The sequence below is a fragment of the Pseudoalteromonas sp. UBA2102 genome, assembly GCF_002331165.1.
GTDB lineage: Bacteria > Pseudomonadota > Gammaproteobacteria > Enterobacterales > Alteromonadaceae > Pseudoalteromonas > Pseudoalteromonas atlantica.
Map to the genome: position 1 here is coordinate 1 of NZ_DCYU01000126.1, position 23,480 is coordinate 23,480.

The 23,480-nt window shown below is 41.4% G+C and carries 14 protein-coding genes, 1 tRNA gene and 1 pseudogene; 2 read left to right on the plus strand and 14 right to left on the minus strand.

The features are described from left to right. Positions 1-209, plus strand: a pseudogene (locus tag B2R65_RS16820) (hypothetical protein); the annotation flags it as partial. 88 nt (positions 210-297) lie between these two features. Here the strand turns inward: B2R65_RS16820 and B2R65_RS16825 are convergent. The 12 genes from B2R65_RS16825 to B2R65_RS16880 all read right to left on the minus strand — a co-directional run bounded on the left by B2R65_RS16825 (position 298) and on the right by B2R65_RS16880 (position 21,136). Continuing rightward, a complete protein-coding gene (locus B2R65_RS16825) occupies positions 298-3,255 on the minus strand; it encodes a TonB-dependent receptor (protein ID WP_055253067.1) in 2,958 nt (985 codons plus the stop codon). A 604-nt stretch (positions 3,256-3,859) separates the two neighbouring features. Continuing rightward, entirely contained in the window at positions 3,860-6,907 is a 3,048-nt protein-coding gene (locus B2R65_RS16830; RefSeq protein ID WP_248444022.1) for a TonB-dependent receptor, read from the minus strand. A gap of 78 nt (positions 6,908-6,985) precedes the next feature. Continuing rightward, entirely contained in the window at positions 6,986-9,721 is a 2,736-nt protein-coding gene (locus B2R65_RS16835) for a poly(beta-D-mannuronate) lyase (RefSeq protein ID WP_286744600.1), read from the minus strand. Positions 9,722-10,241: 520 nt separating this feature from the next. Beyond that, positions 10,242-11,204, minus strand: coding sequence for a class 1 fructose-bisphosphatase (locus tag B2R65_RS16840; protein ID WP_029772406.1), 963 nt, complete (start codon positions 11,202-11,204; stop codon positions 10,242-10,244). Beyond that, a complete protein-coding gene (gene fbaA / locus B2R65_RS16845; protein ID WP_054983428.1) occupies positions 11,201-12,283 on the minus strand; it encodes a class II fructose-bisphosphate aldolase in 1,083 nt (360 codons plus the stop codon). The genes B2R65_RS16840 and fbaA overlap by 4 nt, the downstream gene beginning before the upstream one ends. 13 nt (positions 12,284-12,296) lie before the next feature. After that, the gene (eda, locus tag B2R65_RS16850) at positions 12,297-12,914 is read right to left on the minus strand and encodes a bifunctional 4-hydroxy-2-oxoglutarate aldolase/2-dehydro-3-deoxy-phosphogluconate aldolase (protein WP_024034155.1); all 618 of its coding nucleotides are present in this window, start codon (positions 12,912-12,914) and stop codon (positions 12,297-12,299) included. 64 nt (positions 12,915-12,978) lie between these two features. Beyond that, complete coding sequence (locus B2R65_RS16855; RefSeq protein ID WP_286744589.1) at positions 12,979-13,911, minus strand: sugar kinase; 933 nt, start codon at positions 13,909-13,911, stop codon at positions 12,979-12,981. Between the two features lie 58 nt (positions 13,912-13,969). Then, positions 13,970-15,277: an MFS transporter gene (locus tag B2R65_RS16860; protein WP_055020381.1), complete on the minus strand. Its 1,308-nt coding sequence runs from the start codon at positions 15,275-15,277 to the stop codon at positions 13,970-13,972. 3 nt (positions 15,278-15,280) lie between these two features. After that, complete coding sequence (locus B2R65_RS16865) at positions 15,281-15,625, minus strand: cupin domain-containing protein (RefSeq protein ID WP_004589273.1); 345 nt, start codon at positions 15,623-15,625, stop codon at positions 15,281-15,283. A gap of 5 nt (positions 15,626-15,630) precedes the next feature. Beyond that, positions 15,631-17,850 carry a heparinase II/III domain-containing protein gene (locus B2R65_RS16870; RefSeq protein WP_377109331.1) on the minus strand — a complete coding sequence of 740 codons (2,220 nt, stop codon included), beginning with the start codon at positions 17,848-17,850 and terminating at the stop codon, positions 15,631-15,633. 2 nt (positions 17,851-17,852) lie between these two features. Then, complete coding sequence (locus B2R65_RS16875; protein WP_286744593.1) at positions 17,853-20,111, minus strand: chondroitinase-B domain-containing protein; 2,259 nt, start codon at positions 20,109-20,111, stop codon at positions 17,853-17,855. A 146-nt stretch (positions 20,112-20,257) separates the two neighbouring features. Continuing rightward, entirely contained in the window at positions 20,258-21,136 is an 879-nt protein-coding gene (locus B2R65_RS16880) for an NAD(P)-dependent oxidoreductase (protein WP_024034160.1), read from the minus strand. Between the two features lie 939 nt (positions 21,137-22,075). Here B2R65_RS16880 and gloA point away from each other — a divergent pair. Next, entirely contained in the window at positions 22,076-22,474 is a 399-nt protein-coding gene (gene gloA / locus B2R65_RS16885; protein ID WP_286744597.1) for a lactoylglutathione lyase, read from the plus strand. Between the two features lie 36 nt (positions 22,475-22,510). Here gloA and B2R65_RS16890 read toward each other — a convergent pair whose 3' ends face one another. Together B2R65_RS16890 and B2R65_RS16895 are read right to left on the minus strand one after the other, a co-directional pair. Next, positions 22,511-22,777: a DksA/TraR family C4-type zinc finger protein gene (locus B2R65_RS16890; RefSeq protein WP_024034161.1), complete on the minus strand. Its 267-nt coding sequence runs from the start codon at positions 22,775-22,777 to the stop codon at positions 22,511-22,513. Between the two features lie 506 nt (positions 22,778-23,283). Next, a tRNA-Glu gene (locus B2R65_RS16895) sits at positions 23,284-23,359 on the minus strand. Positions 23,360-23,480 lie beyond the last annotated feature (121 nt).

Genomic DNA, 23,480 nt, shown 5'->3' on the forward strand with positions numbered 1-23,480 from the left:
CTGCCTTGCCTAAAAACCAAACACACTGCTGCAAATTCAACCATCAAATACCAACACGCCCTACTAATATGCGTGATTTTATTACCCTTGATGTAAGCCACACGGGAATGCGCTACAGCCAACAAGTAATACAACACACTTTATTTTTTGCAAACAGGTGCATTTTTACCCCCAACACAAAGAACCACGGCCCTTTATTAACCACCTAACTGCGGCTAAATTAAGGTCAAAAAAAAGCAAGCCATGTGGCTTGCTTTTTAGTGCCCGTTCAAAGGCTACACACTCTCAACATACTTTTTAAAAACGGTAACTTGCACCCAGTGTAATACGACGGTCAGTTAAACCTTGGAAACACAATAGTGCGCTTTCGTTTACACATGATTGGCTAATTTCAGATTCAGTAATATTTACTGCCTCTAAGCCAATATTAAGTTGCTCGTTCACATCGTAGCTAATACTTGCATTAAGCTGGCCACGGTCTTCCTGTACCACTGGGAAACCCCAAGGGAAGCTAGACGTACTACCAAAGTCATTTGAACGATACCCTTCACGCCACGTGTAACGCATACGTGCTGATAGGCCAAATTTTTCGTAGTACAGCGTAAAGTTATACGCGTTTTCAGAAAGGTTAAGTAAGCCTTGAATTTCACTTACTTCAATACCTGGCGTACCGGTAGTTGCTGCAAATACATTACTTGCTCTTGAGGTTGCTGAATTTTCGGTTTCACCACCTGAGAACTCTTGAATTGTATAGTTAGCTAGCACACCAAAACCAGAAGCCCACCCTAGGTCTTTTTCAAAGCCTGATAGGTCATACTGAAAGGCAAACTCAATCCCTTTTTGGGTAGTTTCACCACTATCGTTTACTTTTGTTTCTGTACCAACACATACGCCACGGCCATTCTCAGGGCCAAATACGTTTATATCTGCAATGGGGTTAAATATACCGCCGCCTTCACATGGATCTGTTAAGTCGCGATACCCTGTTACAGGGTCTTCAACTGGCGAGGTTAACTGATTTACGTGTAAGTCTTTACGTGTTTTATGAAAAATACCTACGCTAAATACACTTGCCTCTGCAAAATACCACTCTGCCGATAAATCGTAAGACAGTACTTCTTCAGGTTTCAGTGCTGGGTTACCAAATTCAACTTCGTCATTTGGACTTGTGCTGTAGGTAATAGACGTTGATAGGTCGTTATAATCAGGGCGACGAATATCTTTACCTACACCAAAGCGCACAAGTACATCTTCTGATACATCAGCCACAAGGTTTAAACGAGGTAAAATAAAGTCATAGTCAGATTCATTGGTAATACGCGTTACCAGTTCATTACCACTACCATCTTGAGTAACTGAGTTGCCCGTAGACTCTACGTCTGTTTGAATGTAACGTACACCAATGTTACCGCGCACCATTTCGTACTCAAAGTTAGCTTGTGCATATAGCGCATGGGTGGTTTCTTCTATATCAAAAAAACCTGCAGAACTTGAAGTAGGTGCATTTAATGTTTTGCTTGAACCATGCGCAGTCATCGCTGCTTGTAATGTGGCAAGTACCGCATCAGGGTCTGACGCCACAAGCTCTGGATCAATTAATAAAAAGTCGCCTATGTATAACGAGCGGCCATCAGCTTCGTTAAAGTTATCTGGGCCTGCCACTAATAAGTCGGCAAATAAATCACCCGACGGGCTATCAGCCATGGTTCTTAAACCAATGCTTGAGGTAATTTCGTTTTGTTTGCTTTGTGATTTACTGTAGCGGTAACCAAAATCAATAGAGGTTACAATTGAGTCTGTGTAATAGGTTGAATCAATACGGAACGCATCTTCAGAGTTTTCAACCGTATCTTGACCAATATTTACATCACGTAGCACTACATTTGCAGGGTCTAGTAGTTGTTCAACCGTTGGCGCGTACTCTGCCCCCTCTGCAATACCAAATGCCAATGCGCCACCTGATAAGTCATACTCAAACGGCACACTATTATCATTACCGCCACCAGCATCTAACGGCACATTAGGGTTAATAAAGTTAAGCGTTGTATTAAAGCTAGGCGTAGTTGTATCTGAAGATGACGAAGCAATTTCAGCACTAACAAACCACTTATCGCCTTGCCATTCGCCACCGAGTCTAAAAATATTACTGTCGGTAACACGCGAGTTTGTATCACTTGAAAAACGAAGGTTAGGATCGTCATCATCGTTTTCTAAATTAACCGGAATGACACCGCGTAAGGCCGCTTGAATAGACCCAAGGTTGGTACCGCCAAGTGAGCCTAAGTTTACGGTTTCAAATTCATCAGGAACCGAAATATCATTAAGCGCACTTACACCAGAGGCCTGTACACGAGAACTTTCTTGGCGACGTTCTTGATCGTTAACCACAGCATCAAAATAAAACTTTGTGTTGTCGTTTGGCGCCCATTCAATGGTACCTACAAAGTTTTTAGTTTCGTATTCGTAGTTATCGTAATCTTGTACAAAAAATTGAATCGGTAAAAAGTCAAAAGACTGAGCGCTGGCTACACCACTATCTGCAGTGATAATGTTATCTCTATCAGCACGTGGGCGAAACGCCGTTACATCTTGCTCTGCGTAGCTGCCGCTCACTAACACACCAAATTTACCGTAATCACCTTCCCAGTTATCAGCAAAAGTTCCCGAAAAACGTGGTTGCAAACCGCTATCAGTGCTTAAGCTACTGTGCTCACCTTGCACTCTAATAGTGGCTAGCTGCTCACCTAAATGCAGTGGGCGAATCGTTTTAAGGTTAATAGTACCGCCTACAGAGCCCTCTATTGTTTTCGCTTCAGGCGACTTTATTACCTCTAAGCTTGAAATAATTGACGCTGATACATCTTCAAAGCTAATACCACTTCGACCAGAGCCTGAGCCCACCGTTGATACACCGTTAATTTCGGTACGGTTAGCATCGGTACCACGAATTTGTACACCTGTGCCTACACCCGCTTGGCGTGTAATTTGAATACCCGTTACGTTTTCTAATACTTCAGCGAGGTTTTGATCGGGTAATTTACCAATATCTTCTGACTGAATAATTTCAACTAGGCTATCTGCAGAGCGTTTTTCAGCAAGTGCATTAGTAAGTGATTGACGAATGCCAGATACTTCGATGATCTCTACATCATCTTCTGCAATTGGCTTGGCTTCCTGTGCGTGTGTGGACATAGAAAGGTTTAATGCTGTGGCAGATATAACTGCTAGCGTAATTTTTGATAACTTGTGATTCATAGTTTTTCCTGTGTGTGTCAGTGCTATGTGTAACTCGCTATATATTTTTTATTAAACGCCTTACCATTTATCTAAATGGTTAACTTAATATTTACAGCAAAAGCACCAAAGGTCAACCTATTGGTAAACCATTTTTTGTAAAAAAAGCAAAAACAGTCATTACCAATAAAAGCCAATTCGGCATGACAAAAACACTTTTATTACTGACCATAATATAACCACTTGTATTTAATGTGCTTTTAAATCTCAATTAAGGTTAAATAACACACAAAAAAAGATTAAACCCCCCTCAATCTCCTCGATATATTTTTTTTATATATACCGCGTTATTTTTATATTTAGCCGCTTTTACCGAATTAATTGGTCAACCAAGATAAAGATAGTAGACTTTTGGCTAACTAATTAGCCTGCCAATAACGCAGCGTTACTAACACTGAGTTTAGTAATGCTGCGCTTTAGGTAAAAAGGTTTAACCAAGATTTAGTTAAGAAAGTGCGCCGCGATTCAAAAAGCTTAGTGTTAATAGCCCACACGCACATACAAAAAAACCCAATTAGCGGCATACGCTAATTGGGTTTTAAAGTGGGGATCACTGGTTATTGTCTTATAGCTTAAAGCTCATTCCTAAGAATAAACGTGGGCCGTAATCGTTTACTTCACCTAGGTTATCTTCCACAAAGAAGTCTTGTGACTTAGGTGCGCTAAACAAGTTAATGGCTTCAGCTTTAACTCTAAAGTGCTCGTTAATTTTATACGATGCACGCATTTCCCATACACCTACGGCATCAACATAACGTAAGCGGGTACCATTACTGGTATAAGGTTGGAAGTATTCACTACGGTATTTGTAAATAATGGCCGTATCAAAGTCACCAATTTGGTAATACAGTTGGCTGCTAAATACATGCTCTGAGAAGCCCGGCACCGAACCTGGTTCAATAATACCGGCAGTTAATTGAGTAGTATTGCCATCTAGGTCGGTAACGTATGTATCGCCATATAAGCTATCTTCAAACTCAAAGTCAGTATCTGCAAAGTTATAGCCAAATTTTACACCAATACCATTATCCCAGCGGTACGAGAACGATGCTTCTAAACCCAGTATATCGCTATCATTATCGGTTGTTACTGAATTTGTCACTGGTAGTGATACTGTTTCACCGCCAACCACATAGTCTTCAATCACAGTTTGTTGCTGGAAGCCACCTTGGAACTGTTTGTAGTATAGGCTTAGTGCTAAAATAGAATCTTCATTAGGGTACCATTCAAAGGCTAAGTCGTAGTTCCATGACATTAATGGTTGAGTATCAGGGTTACCTGAACCATCTACGGTTAATAAGTCAGAAAGCGATAGCGCAACAGATTGATCGTCTGTTACAAAGTCGCGATCATAGCCTAAATCAGATGGGTCAGCACGTGACATACCACGGTAAATACCCGCACGCAGTAAAATGTCTTCACTGTAATCAACTACTAAGTTAAAGCTTGGTAAGTATTTGGTATAACCACCGCCACTTTCGGTTCTTTCTAGTGAATCCCCTACATCGAGGGTTACGGCGCCTGTAGTTTCATCTACATCTACAGTGTAATTTGTTCTAAAGCCTACAGAGGTTACATCAGTATCAACAATACGCAGGCCGAAGTTACCACGAATAAACTTACCAAATACTTCAGTGTCGTAGTTTGCCATTAAGTACACTGAGGTGGTTTTTTCAGTAACATCTATGGTACCGGCATTTTCGTACTCAACATCAGGGTAACCAAATTCACCTGTATAATCAGCGTCTGTAGCCGCTACAGCTTGAGAGAAACACACGTTATCGTAGGTCGCCCACGAAGAACCTGTCCCAGAGCTTATTACATTACCGCTACTGTCTACATTTGTTACTAAGTTGCCATCCGATACGCTAGATAAAAAGTCAGATTCTGGGAAGTCAATTTGACAGCCCTGAAGTATCTCCAATGCTGAGTCATCGCCTATCGTGTACTCAGTACGAGACCCATTACCTTGGCTACCACCAAACTGTATAAAGCTTAGCTCTGAGGCTCTAATACCCCCTTCAATACTGGTAAATATATCGCCCTCTAACGCGTAGTCAAAATCAATACGCGCCGATTTAACAACGTTTTCGCGAACATTTTCACGGTCTAAACGTGTACGTAAGCTATCTGTAAAGTTAGAAATATCAGTTACATCAAAGTCCGTTAACGTGAAGTGAGGAATTTCATCGCCCATATCCCAGCTAAACAAATTACGGTCTGCGGTTCTACCACGGTTAGAAATTTGTAGCTCTTCACGCTCAGTTTTTGAATACGCTAAATCAAGATTTACAGTAAGGCGGTCGGTTACCGTGTGCTCAATATTAATGCCATAACCTTGGTAGTTTTCTTCACGAGAGAATTGCTCGCCTGCCGATTCAATACGTTCTTCACCTTCCCAATGTAAAATTCCGCCTACATCGTTAGTAACAAGCGTTGGGCCTGTTAAACCAGGTGTTGCGCGTTTTTGTAAAAAAATTAAATCGTGGCGTGCTTCTCTTTGTGTTCTGTCAGAGATTTGTGCATCAAAGTTAACATCCCACTCAGACGACGGCTGGTATTGCATTGCAATAAATACTGCATCACGCTCATCTGAGGTTTCATTTTGACGATAGCTGCGGCTACTGCCTGTCCATGCGTATGGAGTGCCATCGCTTTCGGCTTTGCCTGTTTCTGGGTCGATGTTTGTTTGATAACCTTGATTGTTACTGCCACTTACTTGGTCTTCACAATCACCTGCGCTGCTTCTGTAAAAGCCTTCATTCGTATTAGTTGGATCATTTAAACATGCCCAAAGTGAAGAGCCCGATGGGCTTGAGCTTCTGTACTCTGCTTCTGGTTGGCTAATATCTTGGCGCTGCACACCAAAAGACACACCCACCGCTTGGCCATCGGCAAACTCAAATTGGTCAACATAACTAAACGTACCACGATAGCCTGTATCACTTTGCAGTGAGTTTTCTACATTACTTTCATCTGGGTTGTAATTTAGTTTTACTTCGCCTTGTACGCGTTGCTTGCCGTAATCTAGCGGGGCAATCGTTTCAAGTGCAATCACACCGGCTACGCCACCTTCAATCATTGAAGCATCTTGGGTTTTGTAAATAGCGACCTTTTTTACAAGCTCTGATGGAAACTGTGAAAAGTTAACCGAGCGGTCACCACTACCATTGGTAGCTTCACGGCCATTAATATGGGTTGCGCTTAAAAATGGGCCTAAACCACGAATGGTGATTTCAGTAGCGCCCCCGTTTTCACGATGAGATGCGGCACCGGTAATCGACTCAAGCGCTTCACCAATTGACAACGCGGGTAAATCACCAATATCTTCTGCAGATAAACCATCGACAACTGTTGTTGCCTCACGCTTAATTGCAATTTGATCTTGTATGGTTCTACGAGTACCTGTAACGCTGATGATTTCTACATCTTGCTCTACTTCAGTCACTTTTTCTTGGGCTTCTTGCTGAGCAAAAGCATTAAATGACAATGAACCTGCCATACCTGCAAGTAAACTTGCTCTAATTAACTTAGCAGCAGGTGAAAGTGCAAAATGATTACAAACAGAGCTGTTTGTAGAATGTTGACGTCTTCGATCCATTTTTAACGACATGCCGCGTTCTCCTTTATCATTGTGTGTGTTGTGCGTAGTTTGCTATTTTTATAAGTATTAATAATGTGCAGTGTGGGCTTATTCATCTTGTGCCACCCACGTAGAGCCTGCACCTACATCAGTGCTTTGGATGTAGTATAAGTTTCTTGCACCTGCTAAGGCTTGTGCTCCATTTGAGTCAGTCTCAAGCAGCGTACTTGTAGCAGTGACAAACTCTGGGATTTCTTTACCATTTGCTTCTGGGTTTTGGTCAATAGCGCCATCGGTGTCGTATTCACCATTGCCATTTACGTTTCTAATATCAACCCAAAGGTCGCTCGCATCGCCCGACTCATAACTGTCACTAAAGCCAAAGCTGTTAGAGAACAGTGATTCAGTATGGTTAATTAGGTCACAGTCGTATTCAAAAGAGTGATCGCTCGACAGCTCGTTAGGGTAAAAGAAACCATAAACAAGCGCGCTGCTTTCAATGGTGTCTTCATCAGTTTGATCGCCCACCCCATTAGCATTTAAATTACCGTTGAAGTTAATTTCAAACGCATTTTTAGTTAAACCATACAGTACAGGTGCATTTTCTGCGGTAAGCTCATCACAATCTCCAACAGGTGCCTTTGAACCTATTTCTGTACTAAATACAAATGGTTGCTGTGAGTTAAGTACCGTATTATTAGTCACATTAAGGGTAAAGTCGCCTGCGCCATCAAGCACAGCTTGGTTACCTCCATTTGGCACCCCGCCATCAGCTTGTGAAAATGGGTTAGCGGTAAATACAATACCACCGGCTTCTTTATTACCAGAACGAATACCAGCGATGTAGTTATTGCTTACAGTGTGGCCTAAAGGCGTAACTAGCACGCCGGCAGGACGATCGCTTGAACTTGCAATATCAGTGGTACGAATAATAATGTTGTCTGATACCGTATTAAATCCACCATCTTCAAGCGAAATACCGCCATTAGGATTTAAAATGGTATTGCCTTTAATCGTCGCGCCAGAGGTTTGTACGCGCATTAAGCGTCGGCCTGTAACAAAGTTTTCTACTCGGTTATATTGAATAGTAAAGTTTGCATCATCAGCAGAGCCTGTACCTGTTGTACTACCTGCGTTAATTAAGTGCAGGCTAGAATTACCAAAATTTGGGTTGCTGCTGGTACCTGTGAAAAGGTTATATTGAATAACGTGGTTAGTGCTCGATGAAGACATTTTGATCACCGAACCATTTTCTGCTTTATCGCGGTTGGCAAAGGTATTACGCTCAACCATTGCGGCGTCGCCTTTAAGCATTAACCAATGGTAGGTAGAATTATTTAACGTCTCTGCTTCACCATCGATAGTATTTTGTGTAAATGTGAAGTTGTCACCCTCAGAATAAATAACGGCATCTTCTTCGGTTTCACAAAAGCCACCCGATTTAGTATCAATATTTTTAAATGTAAGGCCTTCAATACCCGCGGCATCAACCCCACTGGCTACATGAATACAAAGCTCGCCACTAATTACCGGGCTTTGTCCTTCAACAGCTTTAAGTGTTGCTGCGCTGGTTAGCATAATGGCATCAAGATCGGCATATACACCGGTATTTAAACCAAGCACATCGCCATCACCAAGCCCTGCATTAATAGCACCTAATAGCGCATCCGCATCGCTTATCACTTGCGTGTACACAACTGTATCGGCGGCGCCCGTAATTGTGCTTGAAAAGCCATCGTTATCGGTATAACTCGCAGTGACCGATATAATCGCGCCAGCTTGATTAGTTGGCGTAAATGTTTTGCTGTTGGTATCGGCAATTGCTACGCCATCAGCAAGCCAAGTGTAGGTAACGTTTTGCTCATCTACCCCATTGTTATCGCTAATTTCAGCGGTTAATTCGCTAGTCACTAAATATGGCGTAGCCCCTGAGATGGTGATACTACCCGCTTCATCTACAGCCTCTGCAGAAACAGCAATGGTTGCCTCAGAAAGGTTGTCTTCGGTAAAACCGTGATCGTCCGTGTAGGTAACCTGCACGGTAATAAATTGCCCTAATAATGACTCATCTACAACGTAAGTGCTTTGCGTAGCACCACTAATTGCAACCTCATCAGCAAACCACTGGTAAGTAATTGTGCCGCTTGCGCCATCTTCATCTGTTATTTCGGCTGTAAGTGTATTACCCACCGTAGGTGTGCCAACAATAGCCACCGACCCTTCTGAATTTGCACGCTCTACTGGCGCTGTGGCAGTTGATGTAGCTGACTCTGCAAAGCCTCTGCTATCTTCAAATGCTGCATTTACGGTTATAACTTTACCTAGTTGCGATTCGGTAATAGTGTAGGTTGCTAAGGTTTCATCGGCAATTTCAACATCATCTGCAAACCATGTATATGCTACAAGCGCCGGATCAAAACCATTTTCATCCGCTACATTAGCACTTAGTTCATTACCTATAATTGCATCACCGTTAATTTCTACCGTGGCCGCAAAAGGAATAGCTGACACTTCATCGGTGGGCTCACTTAAATGTGACTCATTAACACCACTGTCATCTGTATAAAGTGCTTGTGCTGTAATTGCAAAACCAATTTGCTCATCTGTTAATGTAAAAGTTGCGTCATTAGCGCCACTTATAACTTGTCCGTCGGCGTACCAGTAGTAGCTTACTTCGCCAGAAATACCATCGGCATCATTTACGCTGGTCGACAATGTTTCGCCCGTTAACGCTGTGCCTGATAGAGCAATAGAGCCCAATGTGTTGTTATTATTATTTGAATCCGTGTCACAACCTATAATGGCAGCTGCAACAGCACATAATGCAAAATGTTTTAATTTCATCATGGCTCTATTCTCCTTAATTGTGTGGTTTAGTATTTAGCAGATGTTATGTGTGATTTACCAAATACCCAGTGTGTTATTACCAAATTATTTTATTTTTACGCTTCATTGTTAACCAACTTGGTAATATAAGCATAATAAAAACACTTTTACCACTATATTCGTTCAAAATTCATCATATTTTATTAACTGAAAGTTAACTTACGTCTATACCTAATAACACAGCGTTATTACCAATATTAATTTCACGAATAGATAAACAAGCAACCTTTATGAACAATTGGTTTTACCTAAAGAATTACTCTGAATTAATACGTAGCGCGATAAGGACATAAAGAATGGAGGAGTGGAAAATACAGGCATAAAGCTTTAGCTGTAATAGCCTATAGATATGAATTTTTGGTGTGTAAATAACGTAGCCACTGCGTTTAACTCACTATTAGTCAGCAGCGGCATACGTTTTATTTAAAAGGCGTTAGGGGACAATAACCGCCCTTTTGTACTGAGGCCTTAGTCAGGTTTAATAAACCGTAGAATTAAAGTAAGTCACAGGTTCACTAGAGCCTAAAATAACAGGCACACGCTGATGCAGCTCATCGGGCTGAATATCTAAAATACGCATACCTTTAGAGGTGGCTATACCGCCTGCGTTTTCAGTGAGCATTGCCAGTGGGTTAGCTTCGTAAAGTAAACGTATTTTACCGTTTTCATTACCCGCGCGCGTATCTTGCGGGTACATAAATACCCCGCCACGGCATAAAATTCGGTGCACATCGCCAACCATGGCTGCATTATAGCGAATTGAGCTTTTAGCAAATTCTTCTGATGTATACAGTAATTTATCAAAGTAAACTTGTGTTGCTTCATCCCAGTATCGGTAATTTGCCATATTAACCGAGAACTCACGGCTTTTACTCGGTACTGCAAGCTCTGGTTTTGTAAGCAAAAAGCCACCGTGGGTTAAATCGTGTGTATAACAGCGGGTTGGCCCACCTGTACTCATTACTAGTAACGACGATGGCCCATACAGCACGTAGCCTGCACAAACCTGGTTAGTACCGGGTTGATTAAATTGCTCATCACTATCGTAGGGCACATCTGCTTTTGCTGGGTAAATGGTAAAAATAGTGCCTATTTGCCCGTTAACATCAATGTTTGATGACCCATCAAGGGGATCAAATGCCACAATATATTTACCATCAGGGTGGGCGCCTACTGCATTATCTTCTTCTTCAGATGCCACTGTTTTTACAAGATCATCATCAATTAAGGTATCTTTTAACAGTTGATTGGCAATGACATCTAACTTTTTTTGCACCTCGCCCTGGATATTTTCGTTAAGGGTAGAGCCTAAAACACCCGCAAGCTCACCTTGGCTTACTCTAAACGCTATTTCTTTTGTGGTTGCTAATAGCGTGCGAATTAACATAATAAGGTCGGTTTCAACCCCATCTTGCTTTAATACTTTATTCAGTCTTTTCATGCGCTATACCTGTTCACACAATTAAGGTCGTCAAAACATTGGATCAGGCGAGCCACCATATGCTGCTCCGACTGACGTAACCACACACGTGGATCATAGTATTTTTTATTGGGTTTATCTTCGCCATCAGGGTTACCAATTTGGCCTTGCAAGTAGTCTTGTTTTTCTTGGTAGTAGTTTAATACCCCGTTCCAACTCGCCCATTGGGTGTCGGTATCAATGTTCATTTTTACCACCCCGTAGGTTAGCGACTCAGCAATTTTACTGTGCTCAGAGCCACTCCCACCGTGAAATACAAAATTAATAGCGTTATGCTCTAAATTAAATTTTTCAGCTACATAGGCTTGCGAGTCGCGTAATATGGTAGGTGTTAATACCACATTGCCAGGCTTGTATACGCCGTGGACGTTACCAAAAGAAGCAGCAATGATAAAATTAGGGCTTATTTTACTAAGTCGCTCATAGGCGTAGGCTACATCTTCTGGTTGAGTGTATAGCGCAGAGCTGTCGAGGTGCGAGTTATCAACCCCGTCTTCTTCTCCGCCGGTACACCCGAGCTCTATTTCAAGTGTCATGCCTATTTTTGCCATACGCGCTAAATAACGCTCACAAATTTCTATATTTTCTTCCAGTGGCTCTTCTGACAGGTCTATCATGTGCGATGAAAAAAGCGGCTTGCCTGTTTGTGCAAAATACTTTTCGCCTTCATCTAATAAACCATCAATCCAGGGCAGTAGTTTTTTTGCTGCGTGATCTGTGTGCAGCATGACAGCAACGCCATAGTGCTTCGCCACGTTATGCACATACTGTGCAGCACTTATTGCCCCAACAACGGCAGATTGCTGGCCCTCTAGTGCTAAACCTTTACCACAAAAAAACTGCGCTCCCCCATTAGATAGTTGAATAATGACCGGCGACTTCATTTTTTTTGCGGCCTCTAAAGTGGCATTAATTGACGATGTGCTCACCACGTTTACAGCAGGCAATGCATACTGATGCGTTCGTGCGTGTTTATACACTTCGCTTACTTCATCGCCAACAACAACGCCTGGTGCAATGGTTGGGGCTAAATAATTCATTTTTTGCTCCTTGCTATTTTAAAGCCTCGATACAAGAGTCTGTAATGGCTTGCCAATTACCCTGCGTTACCCATTCTTTTTTAGCAACCCAGGTACCGCCTACTGCAAATACATTGTTTAACGACAAGTAATCCATTTTATTTTTTTCGCTTACACCGCCGGTCGGGCAAAAGCTCACTGCACGAAATACAGATGAGACAGCAGAGACAAACGGCGCACCACCAGCAAGTGAAGCAGGAAAGAGTTTTTGCTCTTCAAAACCATACTCAAGCGCCATTAATATATCGCCGGTATTTGATACACCTGGCAATACTGGCACGTTACACTTAACCAGCTCACTTAATAGTGTAGGCGATACAGCGGGAGTAACTATAAAATCTGAGCCTGCTTCTAGCGCTTGCTTTAAAATTGTTTCGTTAATAACGGTGCCTGCGCCCACTTTTAGCTGTGGAACCTGTTCTTTAATGGCTTTAAGCGCATCAATTGATGCATCTGTTCTAAGAACAACTTCTACCAAAGTTAGGCCTGCCTCTGCCATTGCTTTAGCAATGTTTACACCTTGCTCTGGCGTGTCTGCTTGAATTATAGGTAGCAGAGTTTGCCCTGCCATTAGTTCAGAAAAGCGAGTCATGCGTTATTTCCCTTATTTTAAGTAATCGTGCTACTTAGTGTTATAAATTGAGTAAATTAGCCAGTTAGAGACCTGATTTGGCCATGGCTTGTTGAAAAACATCTTTTGGTGCAATAGCACCGGGTTGCTGAATAACAGCGCCGGCAGCCTGCGCGCCCAGCTTAACCGCTTCGCTAATTGGGCGCCCACCTAAGCGCGCTCCTAAATACACGCCGTTAAAGGCATCGCCTGCGGAGGTTGTATCGATAACGTTTTTAACCGGCGTAATACTGTGGCTTTGCACTGTATTAGCCTCTTTTGTAATGACCGAATCGGGGCCGTTTTTTACTATAATTTCGTTAATATTGTACGGAGCCAAATAATCAATTACCGCTTCTACACTTTGCACGTTGTAAAGCGTTTCTAAGTCTTCAACGCCGGGTAACGTAATATCGGCTAGGCTAAATGCACTATGGTATTGCGCTTTAGTTTGCTCCACGTTATCCCAAAGTCGCGCACGGTAATTTGGGTCAAATACTATTTTTACACCCGCGGCTTTAAGTTGCTTCACTATGTCCCAAAACTGCGCTCTTGCTTGCTCTTCTATTACGGCTAAAGAAATACCCGAAAAGAAAAACATATCACCCGATGACAGCTGCTTAACAAGCTCAGGGCTGATAAATTCAACCACCTTTTTGGCTGCTGAATCATCCCGCCAATAAATAAAACTGCGCTCGCCTTGCTCGTCCGTTTCTATGTAATACATACCTGGGACTTTACTGCTATGAGCAAATACATAGTCTGTATTTAATTGCTCACTTGCAAAACGCTCACGCATTTTTTTACTTAAGTTATCTTCCCCTAAAGCGGTAATAACTGAGGTGGTGATTTGTGGGAAACAACGCTTTAAGTAAACTGCCGAATTGTATACGTCACCTGCAAATGACTGATGCAATGTAGAGGGAACAGTCGCTCTTAACTCAATCATGCACTCGCCAATAAAGTAAATATTTTTCATTATTATCACTTACCTTAGGTAGTAAATGGCTGTGAGAAACACAGCCATTGCCAACAAATTAGTTAGGCTTTTTCAATGGTTCAATTTTTGGAATTAAAATCCATACAGCTGCCATTGCAATAATCGCTAAAGACGCGCCTATCACAAACGCCGGTGTATAATTACCGTCCGCTGTTAAAATAGGTACCAATGACGTAAGGCCTACAGCACCTAATTTAGCGGCCATTCCAGAGAAGCCCGACAACGTACCTACCGCTTTTTTACCCAGTAAGTCGCTTGGTAAGGTTTGCACGTTACCAATGGCGGTTTGAAAACCAAATAAAATAACAGCCATAATAAGTACCGCAATTACCGGCTCGCCTGGGTTTGCCATTGCAAGCAGCGCCGGCAACATAATTAAACACCCTAATGTGATGGTCAGCTTACGCGTTTTATCGGTATTCCAGCCTGCTTTGAGGCGGTTTTGGGCAAGTAAGCCACCAAACCAAGCACCAAACATAGCGCCTACATAGGGAACCCAGCCATAAATACCAATCGATTTAACATCCATGCCATACACTTCGTTTAAGTAAATTGGTATCCAAAAAACAAATAACCACCAAATAGGGTCGATAGCTGCAGAGGCTATAATTACGCCCCAGCTTTGCTTACGAGAGAGTAACTCGCCTGTAGACGGGTTATATTCTTCTTCGTCATCGCTTGTTACATCGCCGTTATCATCAACGCGTCTTTGTCCGGTAAGAATGTACTCACGCTCTTCTTCACTTATCCAAGGGTGAGAGCCTGGAGGCGCTTTTACCAATATAATCCAAGGAACTAACCATAAAAAACCTAAGGCACCAACAAATACAAACACCATTTGCCAGCTAAAGTACACGGTTAAATAAGCAATAAGCGGGATAGCAATAATGCCACCAATGGCTGCGCCAGAATTAAATATACCTTGCGCTAAAGCACGCTCTTTTGTTGGAAACCACTCGGCATTACCTTTAGCTGCACCGGGCCAGTTACCAGCTTCGGCTACACCTAAAATTGCACGGAAAATACTTAAACTAAGCACCCCTTGTGCAAAAGCATGGGCAACAGTGGCTAATGACCACACACCAATTGAAAGCACAAAACCTAAACGCGTGCCAACCCAGTCAAAAATTTTGCCAAAAATAGCTTGGCCAAATGCATAAGCAAATACGAATACTATAGAAATATTAGCGTAAATTTGTTTACGCTCTAACGCAGATTCATCAGGGAACATTTCTTCCACAATGTCTGGCCATAAAACGCTAAGCGCTTGACGGTCTATGTAGTTAATAATGGTAGCAAGTGCAATTAGCACTATAACCCACCAGCGTAAGCCTTGAATTTTCATAGGTTATTCCTCAAGAAAGTCTTCGCGAGCTGGGCTAAAGGTATCAATCAGTATACCGCCAGTTGGGCACGTTGCACCGTGATCAGCAAAAGGAGGAATAAAACAGCTATCACCCGCTTTTAAGATTTTAGTTACGCCATCAATGTTAAAGTGAAACTCACCCTCAACCACATACGTTACTTGCGAGTGCCTGTGCGCATGGTTATAACCAATAGCCCCTTCTGAGAACCAAATTTTCACGGCCATTAGCTCTTCGTTATAGCCAAGCATTTGGCGTTTTAAGCCATTACCTAAATCTTCAATCTCGGTTTCGTTACCAAATGAAAAGTGTGCACTTTGCTTTTGCATCCTGTTTACTCCTGATTATTCTTCATCGCATAAACGCCAAGGCGGCCATTTAAGGTGAATGCTTTATTTTGATATGTGAATGTGTGTTTAGCTGCTTTATCGGCTTTGTTGATAGCAACCAAATAGGTATTATTTTTTACTTTAACTTCAATTAGGTCTAAGTGCTCTTGCGCGCCATACTTAAGTGACGATACACGGCTAACAGCCTCTAGGGTATATTCTTTACTTGGGTTGTATTCACCGTGAGGCTCAAGTACTGAAATAAATTTATGCTGTTTTTTACCTTCTACACGGCGAATATAGCCATTTTCGTTACGAAGATTAAAGTGTGGATCGTTTGCCCCTATTTGCGTAAATAAGAAAGACTCATCCCCTTTCACTAGGCTAGTTTGTGTATAAAAACGGCCGTTGTCGTTTAACCACGTTACCTTTGCTAGGCCTTCATCTGGTTGCGCCTGTGCTTTTAACCATAAATGTTGATAACCATTTTTATCACCCAGCGCAGCTAAGCTTTTGGTGTTACCAAGTAACTCAAAGCTGGTATCAATTAATTGGCCTTTGTAATGCAGTGGTAAATCAATTTTATGGGAGGAATCTGCAGTCACATTAAAAATATCAACTGCAAGCGTGCTTTCAAGCATAGGTAAATTAATTAACGCTAACGTGCGTTCAAGCTCAACACCTTTGTAAGCGGTGCTTATTTGCCCACTTGACACCGTTCCGTATTGGTTTGTTTCAAAGAAATTAAGCGTAGGATGATTGTTATTACCCACTTTAACATTTGCATTAAAATGCGAGGTTTCATCAATCACAACCGTATTATGTGCCACGGAATGTTTTGCGTAAGTTTCGTTTTCTGGTAGGTAACGGCCGCCGTATTTAGCCTCAACATTTAAAAAACGTGCAGCGCCATAATCAGATACAATTTCATTGCCATGATCGTAAAACTGCCATGTTAATTTATCAAAATGTCCATGCCCTAAACCCTGTGCAGCAGGTTTAAATAAAAGTGCTTGGTCGCCACCAGTTTGCGTACGCATTACTACCAACGCCCCTTGCTCGCCATCGTTACCATCGCCAAATGCTACCGATTTAAATACATAAGGAGTTTGCTTATTTTTATCCAGTGCTTGAGCCACCTTTAGGCCATCGCCAGAGAGTATTATTTGATTTTGCTTTTTGGCTATATCTAAGTAACCAGTATCGTGTGTTAAACCATAAGCGGCTGTTACACCGTGTACCAGCTCTATTGTGTCTATACCTTTACTTTTAATTGCATCGTTTATCGGGAAAAACAAACCGTTATAGCTTAGCTGAATAGTGGTATCAATGGCTTTAAGTAATATGCCATCGCGATATTCAAAAATGTCTCGCTGCGGTTCGTTGTTTTCAATTGCTTTAGCAAAGGTAACAAACGGAAGTAGTGCAAAGCGTTGATAATAAGGACCTTCGTTGTAATAGCCCTGTGGCGAAAACAGCATGTCTAGCTGCTTAATAAAGCCACCCTCGCCCGATTTATCTAAATCGTAAAGAGACTTTTCGACCCACTCAGGTTCATCTAATACATACCCTGCCATGCCTACACCGGCTGTAGCCCACGTACCATGGTTATGTACTTTGTTAAAGGTTGATGGCTGGCCTTGTGATAAAAATAACGATACTGGGCGCAGTAAGTCATTTTCAATGGTTTTAATATTAGCGGCGCTTAACGCATCATGCACTAAATCGTATGCTTGAATGGTATAAACCAGCCACATGGCCTCATTAAGGCTTTGCCAAAATAGTTTACCTGGGTTTTGCGACTTAACTTTGCGCTTAGGGTGTACATCAAGTGTTGGGTATAATTTGGCATACTCAAGCAACATATCACGTACGTAATGAGCGTATTTATCCTCTTGGCTTAGCTGATAAATAACACCGGCGTTATACATAAGCTGATAATTTTTTTTGTGTCGTTCGTGGGTATAGCCTCCCCCACCGTCTTTTGGTACAGGCACTGTTATAGGGCTTTTAATTTGCTCATCCACTTGTGCCTTAAGCGCTGCAAATGCGTTGGCAAACTTGCCCTGTTCGTTGTTGCTAATTGATTGGCGCATTTGCTGTACATCATCATTGGTTATTACCAAATTTGGATGCGCTGCGTAGGCGTTTATCGATAAAACTAAGGCACTTACAGTAACACCCAGCGTTTTAAATAATGACTTATTTTGGGTTAAATTCATCATTGTTAGTTCACCTTATTTAAAACGTTGTTATTTTTAATCGTTGCCGTGTGCGGGCCCGCTACACGTAACTCTTTTACGTTTGGCGCTTGAGTTGCATCAAAGGTGTTATCTGTAATGGCTGTTATTGGCTCACCAACCGTGTGCTCAATTTTAATCGGTGCCGATTTTTCAAATACGTTGCTTGCAATATTTGTTACTTGTACACCGTGCGCATACACACTCGCTTGCGCCTTGTTGCGCTTACCTAAACCTACTTTAGTTAGGGTGTTATTGGTCATTAATAAATGCGGACCAAAGGTGCTTTCATCACTTCCACCTCGGTATAACTTAACGACGCCACCGGCTACCTCATTAAAGGTATTGCTTTTAAGTGTTACATACTCTGCGTTATAAATACCTAAGTCTTCTATTTCGGTATCGAGACGTAAAATATCGCCAGTCACATTTTTAAAGGTGTTATTTACTAACGTGATTTCATCTGCCATCGCCCCTTTACCCGTTACAAAAAAGTGAAATGAGTGATTAATATCAAGATTAGTTAATTGTGAGTTGTGTATTTCAAAGCGGTAGTTATCAACCATGCCCCACTTTTTAGTACGTACCACACTATTATTAATGGCATCAGGTGCGTTTTCACCCGAGATAACTAAACCATCTAGCTTTAAGCTACCGCCGTCATGAATTTCGAATAAGGTGGAGCGTTGGTAGGTCAGCTTAGCTTTGCCAGTATGTTTAGCCTTAAGGGTAAGCACTTTTGTTATTTTAACGAGTTTAGATACATCGTATTGACCATCTGCAAGCTCTAATACATCACCCGTTTGGGCTGCATTGATTGCGTTAAGTAAGGCATCTGCAGTTGCTTTAACCTGGTGAGTTTTACCCGTATCAAATGCCACAACTTGCTCTGTTTTTGGATACCAGCTAACGCCGGTATCGGCCTTTTTTAGCACCTTTAAACCGCGTTTAGCACCTGCACTAATTTTGCTTGATTCAGGATACAGTAAACCGTTACTAGCTCTGGTTAGTGTTACATTTTGCTGTTTAACACCGTAATTTAACTCTTTTAATACCTGGGTATTAGCTACATTTTTGCTAAATTTAATACCGCTTACATCATCAAAGGTTGTAAAAGGTTGCTCGCCATTTTGATTAATAATAAGGTTATTTTTCATTACGCTATTAATTGGTGCAGCGCTACGCTCGCTATCGCTACCTGCGCCAAGTTGTATATGACGCACATTTACATAGGTATTGTTTTCAATTGTCGCGTTTTCTACCTGATGGTAGCGATTTATTGGTGAGTTAGGTACGCCGTTCATAACCGTAAAACCACTCCCAAAGCGGTAGCCTGTTAAACCTTCTAAGTAGTTATTTTTTACTGTTTGGTTTTTATTAATGATGCGAATGCCACCGGTGTGATCCACACCGTTACCAAAAAAAACGTTCTCTTGTATAATATTGCCATTACCATGGCGCAGCGTTAGTGTGCCGCGAGATTCAAAAAACACATTATTGCGGATTTGGTTTTTCCCTGATTTAACCGAGATTATTTCTACTTCGCCGTTAGTACGTTCAAAGTAGTTGTTTTCAACTACGGTAAATGAATCACTTAATGAATAGTGGCTAGTACCAATACGCAGTGTTTCACCGCCGTTAGATCCAAAAGTAGGACGATAGCCAAAAAAGTTATGATCAATTTGATGGTGGTTTTGTTGGCTTTGCTCACTATTAAGCCTTACAGCAATCGTAACGCCTTTGTTACGTTTACCTACTAAGTGGCTGTGATCAAAACGATTGTGTTTACCATATAGAGCCACCCAATAGTCTGATTCTCGTTTATCGGGGTTATTGTAGTTATCGATAACGACTTGTGTTACGCGGGAGTGAGTAGCAAGCTCATCTTTATTTTTACGAAATTCAATAACGGCTGAGCTAGGCGTATAACCATTTTTAAATACAAGCCCTGACACTTCTAAATACGAACCCGCCAGTCTTAAATTAGATTGCCCTGATAAAATAACGTTACCCTTGGTTTGCGCTGTAAGCTTTATAGGGGCGTTTTTGGTTCCTTGGCCTTGTAATAAAATTTCGAAATTAGACCACGTACCGTCTTTGAGAGTTATTTTATCGCCGGCAACGAGTTTGTCAGAGATTTCTTGAAAAGCTTGTTTAGTGTCTACAAAATAATCTTTGGCTGCCAATTGTGTGGATGTGCACCCAATAAGAACTAGGCTAAGCTTTATTATATTAATTAAACGCATAGATAACTCTTTTTCAGTGTGACCGGAAGTAATGCCTTATCAATAGTAATGCTGCACTCATTGCACAAAGCAGGTTAAATCTAGCCAATTGATGTTGTGTGTGTTTTGGTGCTTTAACTACGTTAAAGCACCCAATGTTGTCGGTATTACTTTTCTAGAGTTTTAAAGTAATCAAAAATTTCTGGTACGTTGCCTTGCCCCATACCTGCATCAAATGCCGCTTGTAAGTTAGCAGATGAACCTTCAGCAATTTTTGATTCAGTCCCAAGGTCTGAAACCATTTGTAGGAAGTAGCCTAAATCTTTGTTTGCATTGGCAATTGAAAAACCAAGGTCGCTTACATTGTCTACCGCGTAGTTTTTACAAAATTGCATAAATGGAGAGCTAGAAGGCCCTGTCGACATAATGTCAAATAGTTGCTGGCGGTCTACACCGGCTTTGTCTGCTACAGCAAACGCTTGTGACATAGCACATACTGTGGTCATACCCATAAAGTTATTGATTAACTTAGTTGTATGCCCTGCGCCTAGCTCACCTAGGTGAAATACGTTTTCGCCTTGATCTTCAAGTACAGGTTTAACTTTATTGAAGGTGTCAATATCGCCCGCTGCCATAATATTTAATAGGCCGTCTTTAGCATGGGCTGGAGTACGCCCTAGTGGTGCGTCAATCATGCCTGCGCCTTTAGCGGCTAGATCAGCACCAATTTTTTTAGTAGATGAAGGAATTGATGTACCAAAATCAATTAATACCGCGCCTTCTTTAATACCCGCTAAAATGCCATCTTCTGCGTACACAATTTTTTCAACAACTGCTGATGTTGTTAAACAAAACATAATTATGTCTGCACCTTGTGCAAGCTCTTTTGCAGTGCTTGCTGTTTTTGCGCCTCTGCTAACGCATGCAGCAACCGCATCTTTGTTTAAATCCATAACAATAAGCTCATAGCCTTTGTTCTGTAAGTTTTCGGCCATATTGCCGCCCATTAAGCCAAGGCCGATAAAACCGATTACTGGTTTAGACATGAATAACTCCTAAATATGATGGCGCGTGCTTTTATGAGTACGAGTAATGATTTACCCCATAAATAGGTACGCTGTGTCGTTTAATTCAATTTGCTAAAGTAACCCTGAGCATGTTCGTTTGAATAGGTAACCCGCCGCGTTATTACCATTTGAGCGAATAAAAACAGAGTGATTACACGCTGTATATTGTTGACCGGTTACGTATTTATTTCGTTATGCTTAGCATTGCTTCGATTATTTATTAATACCTTGGAGAAGCTAAAACCAAGCAACTTACCAATTGGTATGTAAAAACTGTATTACCATACACCAATCTTGTCAACCAATAAGTTAACTTTGTAAACCAAGGTAATTTACAATTTATTTCAAATCAACAAAATAACAATAATAAACAATTAGTTATAGGTAGTATGAAAATCAAATTAATTCCACGCACTTTCCCCTTCTTTGGTTAGAGCTTAATAAAAAATAGGTTGACCAATAAGTGCAACAACTTTATAAACTCGTATAAATAGCGTGGCTATAATTACATTGTGCACTAACCCATTGTTGGTAAAACCACTAATTTAGTGTGCTAATATTATGGCAATGCGTGGTTGTAAATGCCGAGCCTTGTCCACATTTAGCTTAAATTGCCCGAACTCAGGTTAAGAAGTTTACTTACGTATTAAATCGTACTGATATTTTAATTTATTTCACAAGCCGAGGTTTTCAGTGAAGGCAAAGCCACTTGCGCGGCAATAACTAGGCTTATTGCACGTAAATTTGACGCAATGAGTGCGCAAATAGCTGGTTAATATAAACTTATTGTTCACAGTTGAGGTAAAATAAGCCCCTAGGTATATGGCAGGCTCTGGCCTTTGCAATGCGGTTATGGATACCCCATAAAGACGCTATGCTCCACACCTATTTAAATTTAAACTCACAGAGGTAACCTAAATGCGTTTATTACACACAATGTTGCGTGTAGCCGACTTAGAAAAGTCACTTTCTTTTTATACACAGATTTTAGGAATGAAAGAATTACGCCGTTCTGACAACGAAGAGTACCGTTATACATTAGCTTTTGTAGGGTATGGTGAAGAGGATAGTAATACTGTATTAGAGCTTACTTATAATTGGGATGAAAATAGCTACGATCTTGGTAATGCATATGGCCATATAGCTATTGAATTTGACGATATATACAAGGCATGTGACGACATAAAGGCCGCTGGTGGAAACGTCAGTCGAGAACCGGGGCCAGTAAAAGGTGGCACAACAGAAATTGCTTTTGTGAAAGACCCTGATGGCTATTCAATTGAGCTTATTCAGAAAAAGAAAAACAAAGCTAACTAGGCAATAAGTCTATCGAAAAGGTGCCTAGTCGCACCTTTACCTTAATTGGCTATCTTTACTTGCTCGGCGGTTTACGCCAGCAACGCCCTTGCCTTTAGCCTCAAGCTCACTTTGACACGCCACACAGTGCCTAACACCTGGCAGCGCTAACCTGCGTGCCTGTGGTATTTCACAATCACACTCATCACAGAATTCAGCACTCGCGCCTGAGATTAAATTTTGCCTTGCATATTGCACTGCGTCGTTAACACTTGCATCGATTTGATCTTGAATTGCGCCATCACGCGCCCAACCACTTGCCATAATTAACTCCTAATAATAAGAAATTAAGCTAAAAGGTTAGCAGCACAGCGCTTTATAAATGCTGAATATTTTGTACAGGCTTTATTGATTGAGCTATTTAAAGGATGAATAAATATGGTTAAGAGTAATTTGTAATTTAGTTGTGCTATCCATTTTATCTACACATGCAGTTATAAGTATGTATTTTTAACGCAGCTAGCAAAAATATTTATCACTGTAAATGAATAATTATTATTGCGGATCGGTCTTGAAAACCAAAGAAATTATACGTAGGTGATTATTAATTAAATAGATAGGTTTTTAGATATTGAAGAAAATTAAAAGTGTAAAACTAAAATTTTAACGGATAAACGGTAGAAATTAATGCGCTGGATAGCGCTGAGGAAGTTATAGCTTTATACACTACTAAAATAGTAAGTGGCGTCTCAATAGATTAGTACTCTTGATAACGTCGTGCATAGAGAGTGCGGTGTCACACTGCTTTATACATCACCTAAAATAGTAAGTGGCGTCCCCAAGGGGATTCGAACCCCTGTTACCGCCGTGAAAGGGCGGTGTCCTAGGCCTCTAGACGATGGGGACGCAGAAATTGCTTTGCAAATCACTGATTTGCTATTTCTAAGTAAGATGAGACCGAGCCTGCGAGGCGAATGGCATTATCTTCTCAAAAACGTTTTCTGTGTCACTAGGACAACTGAATGGT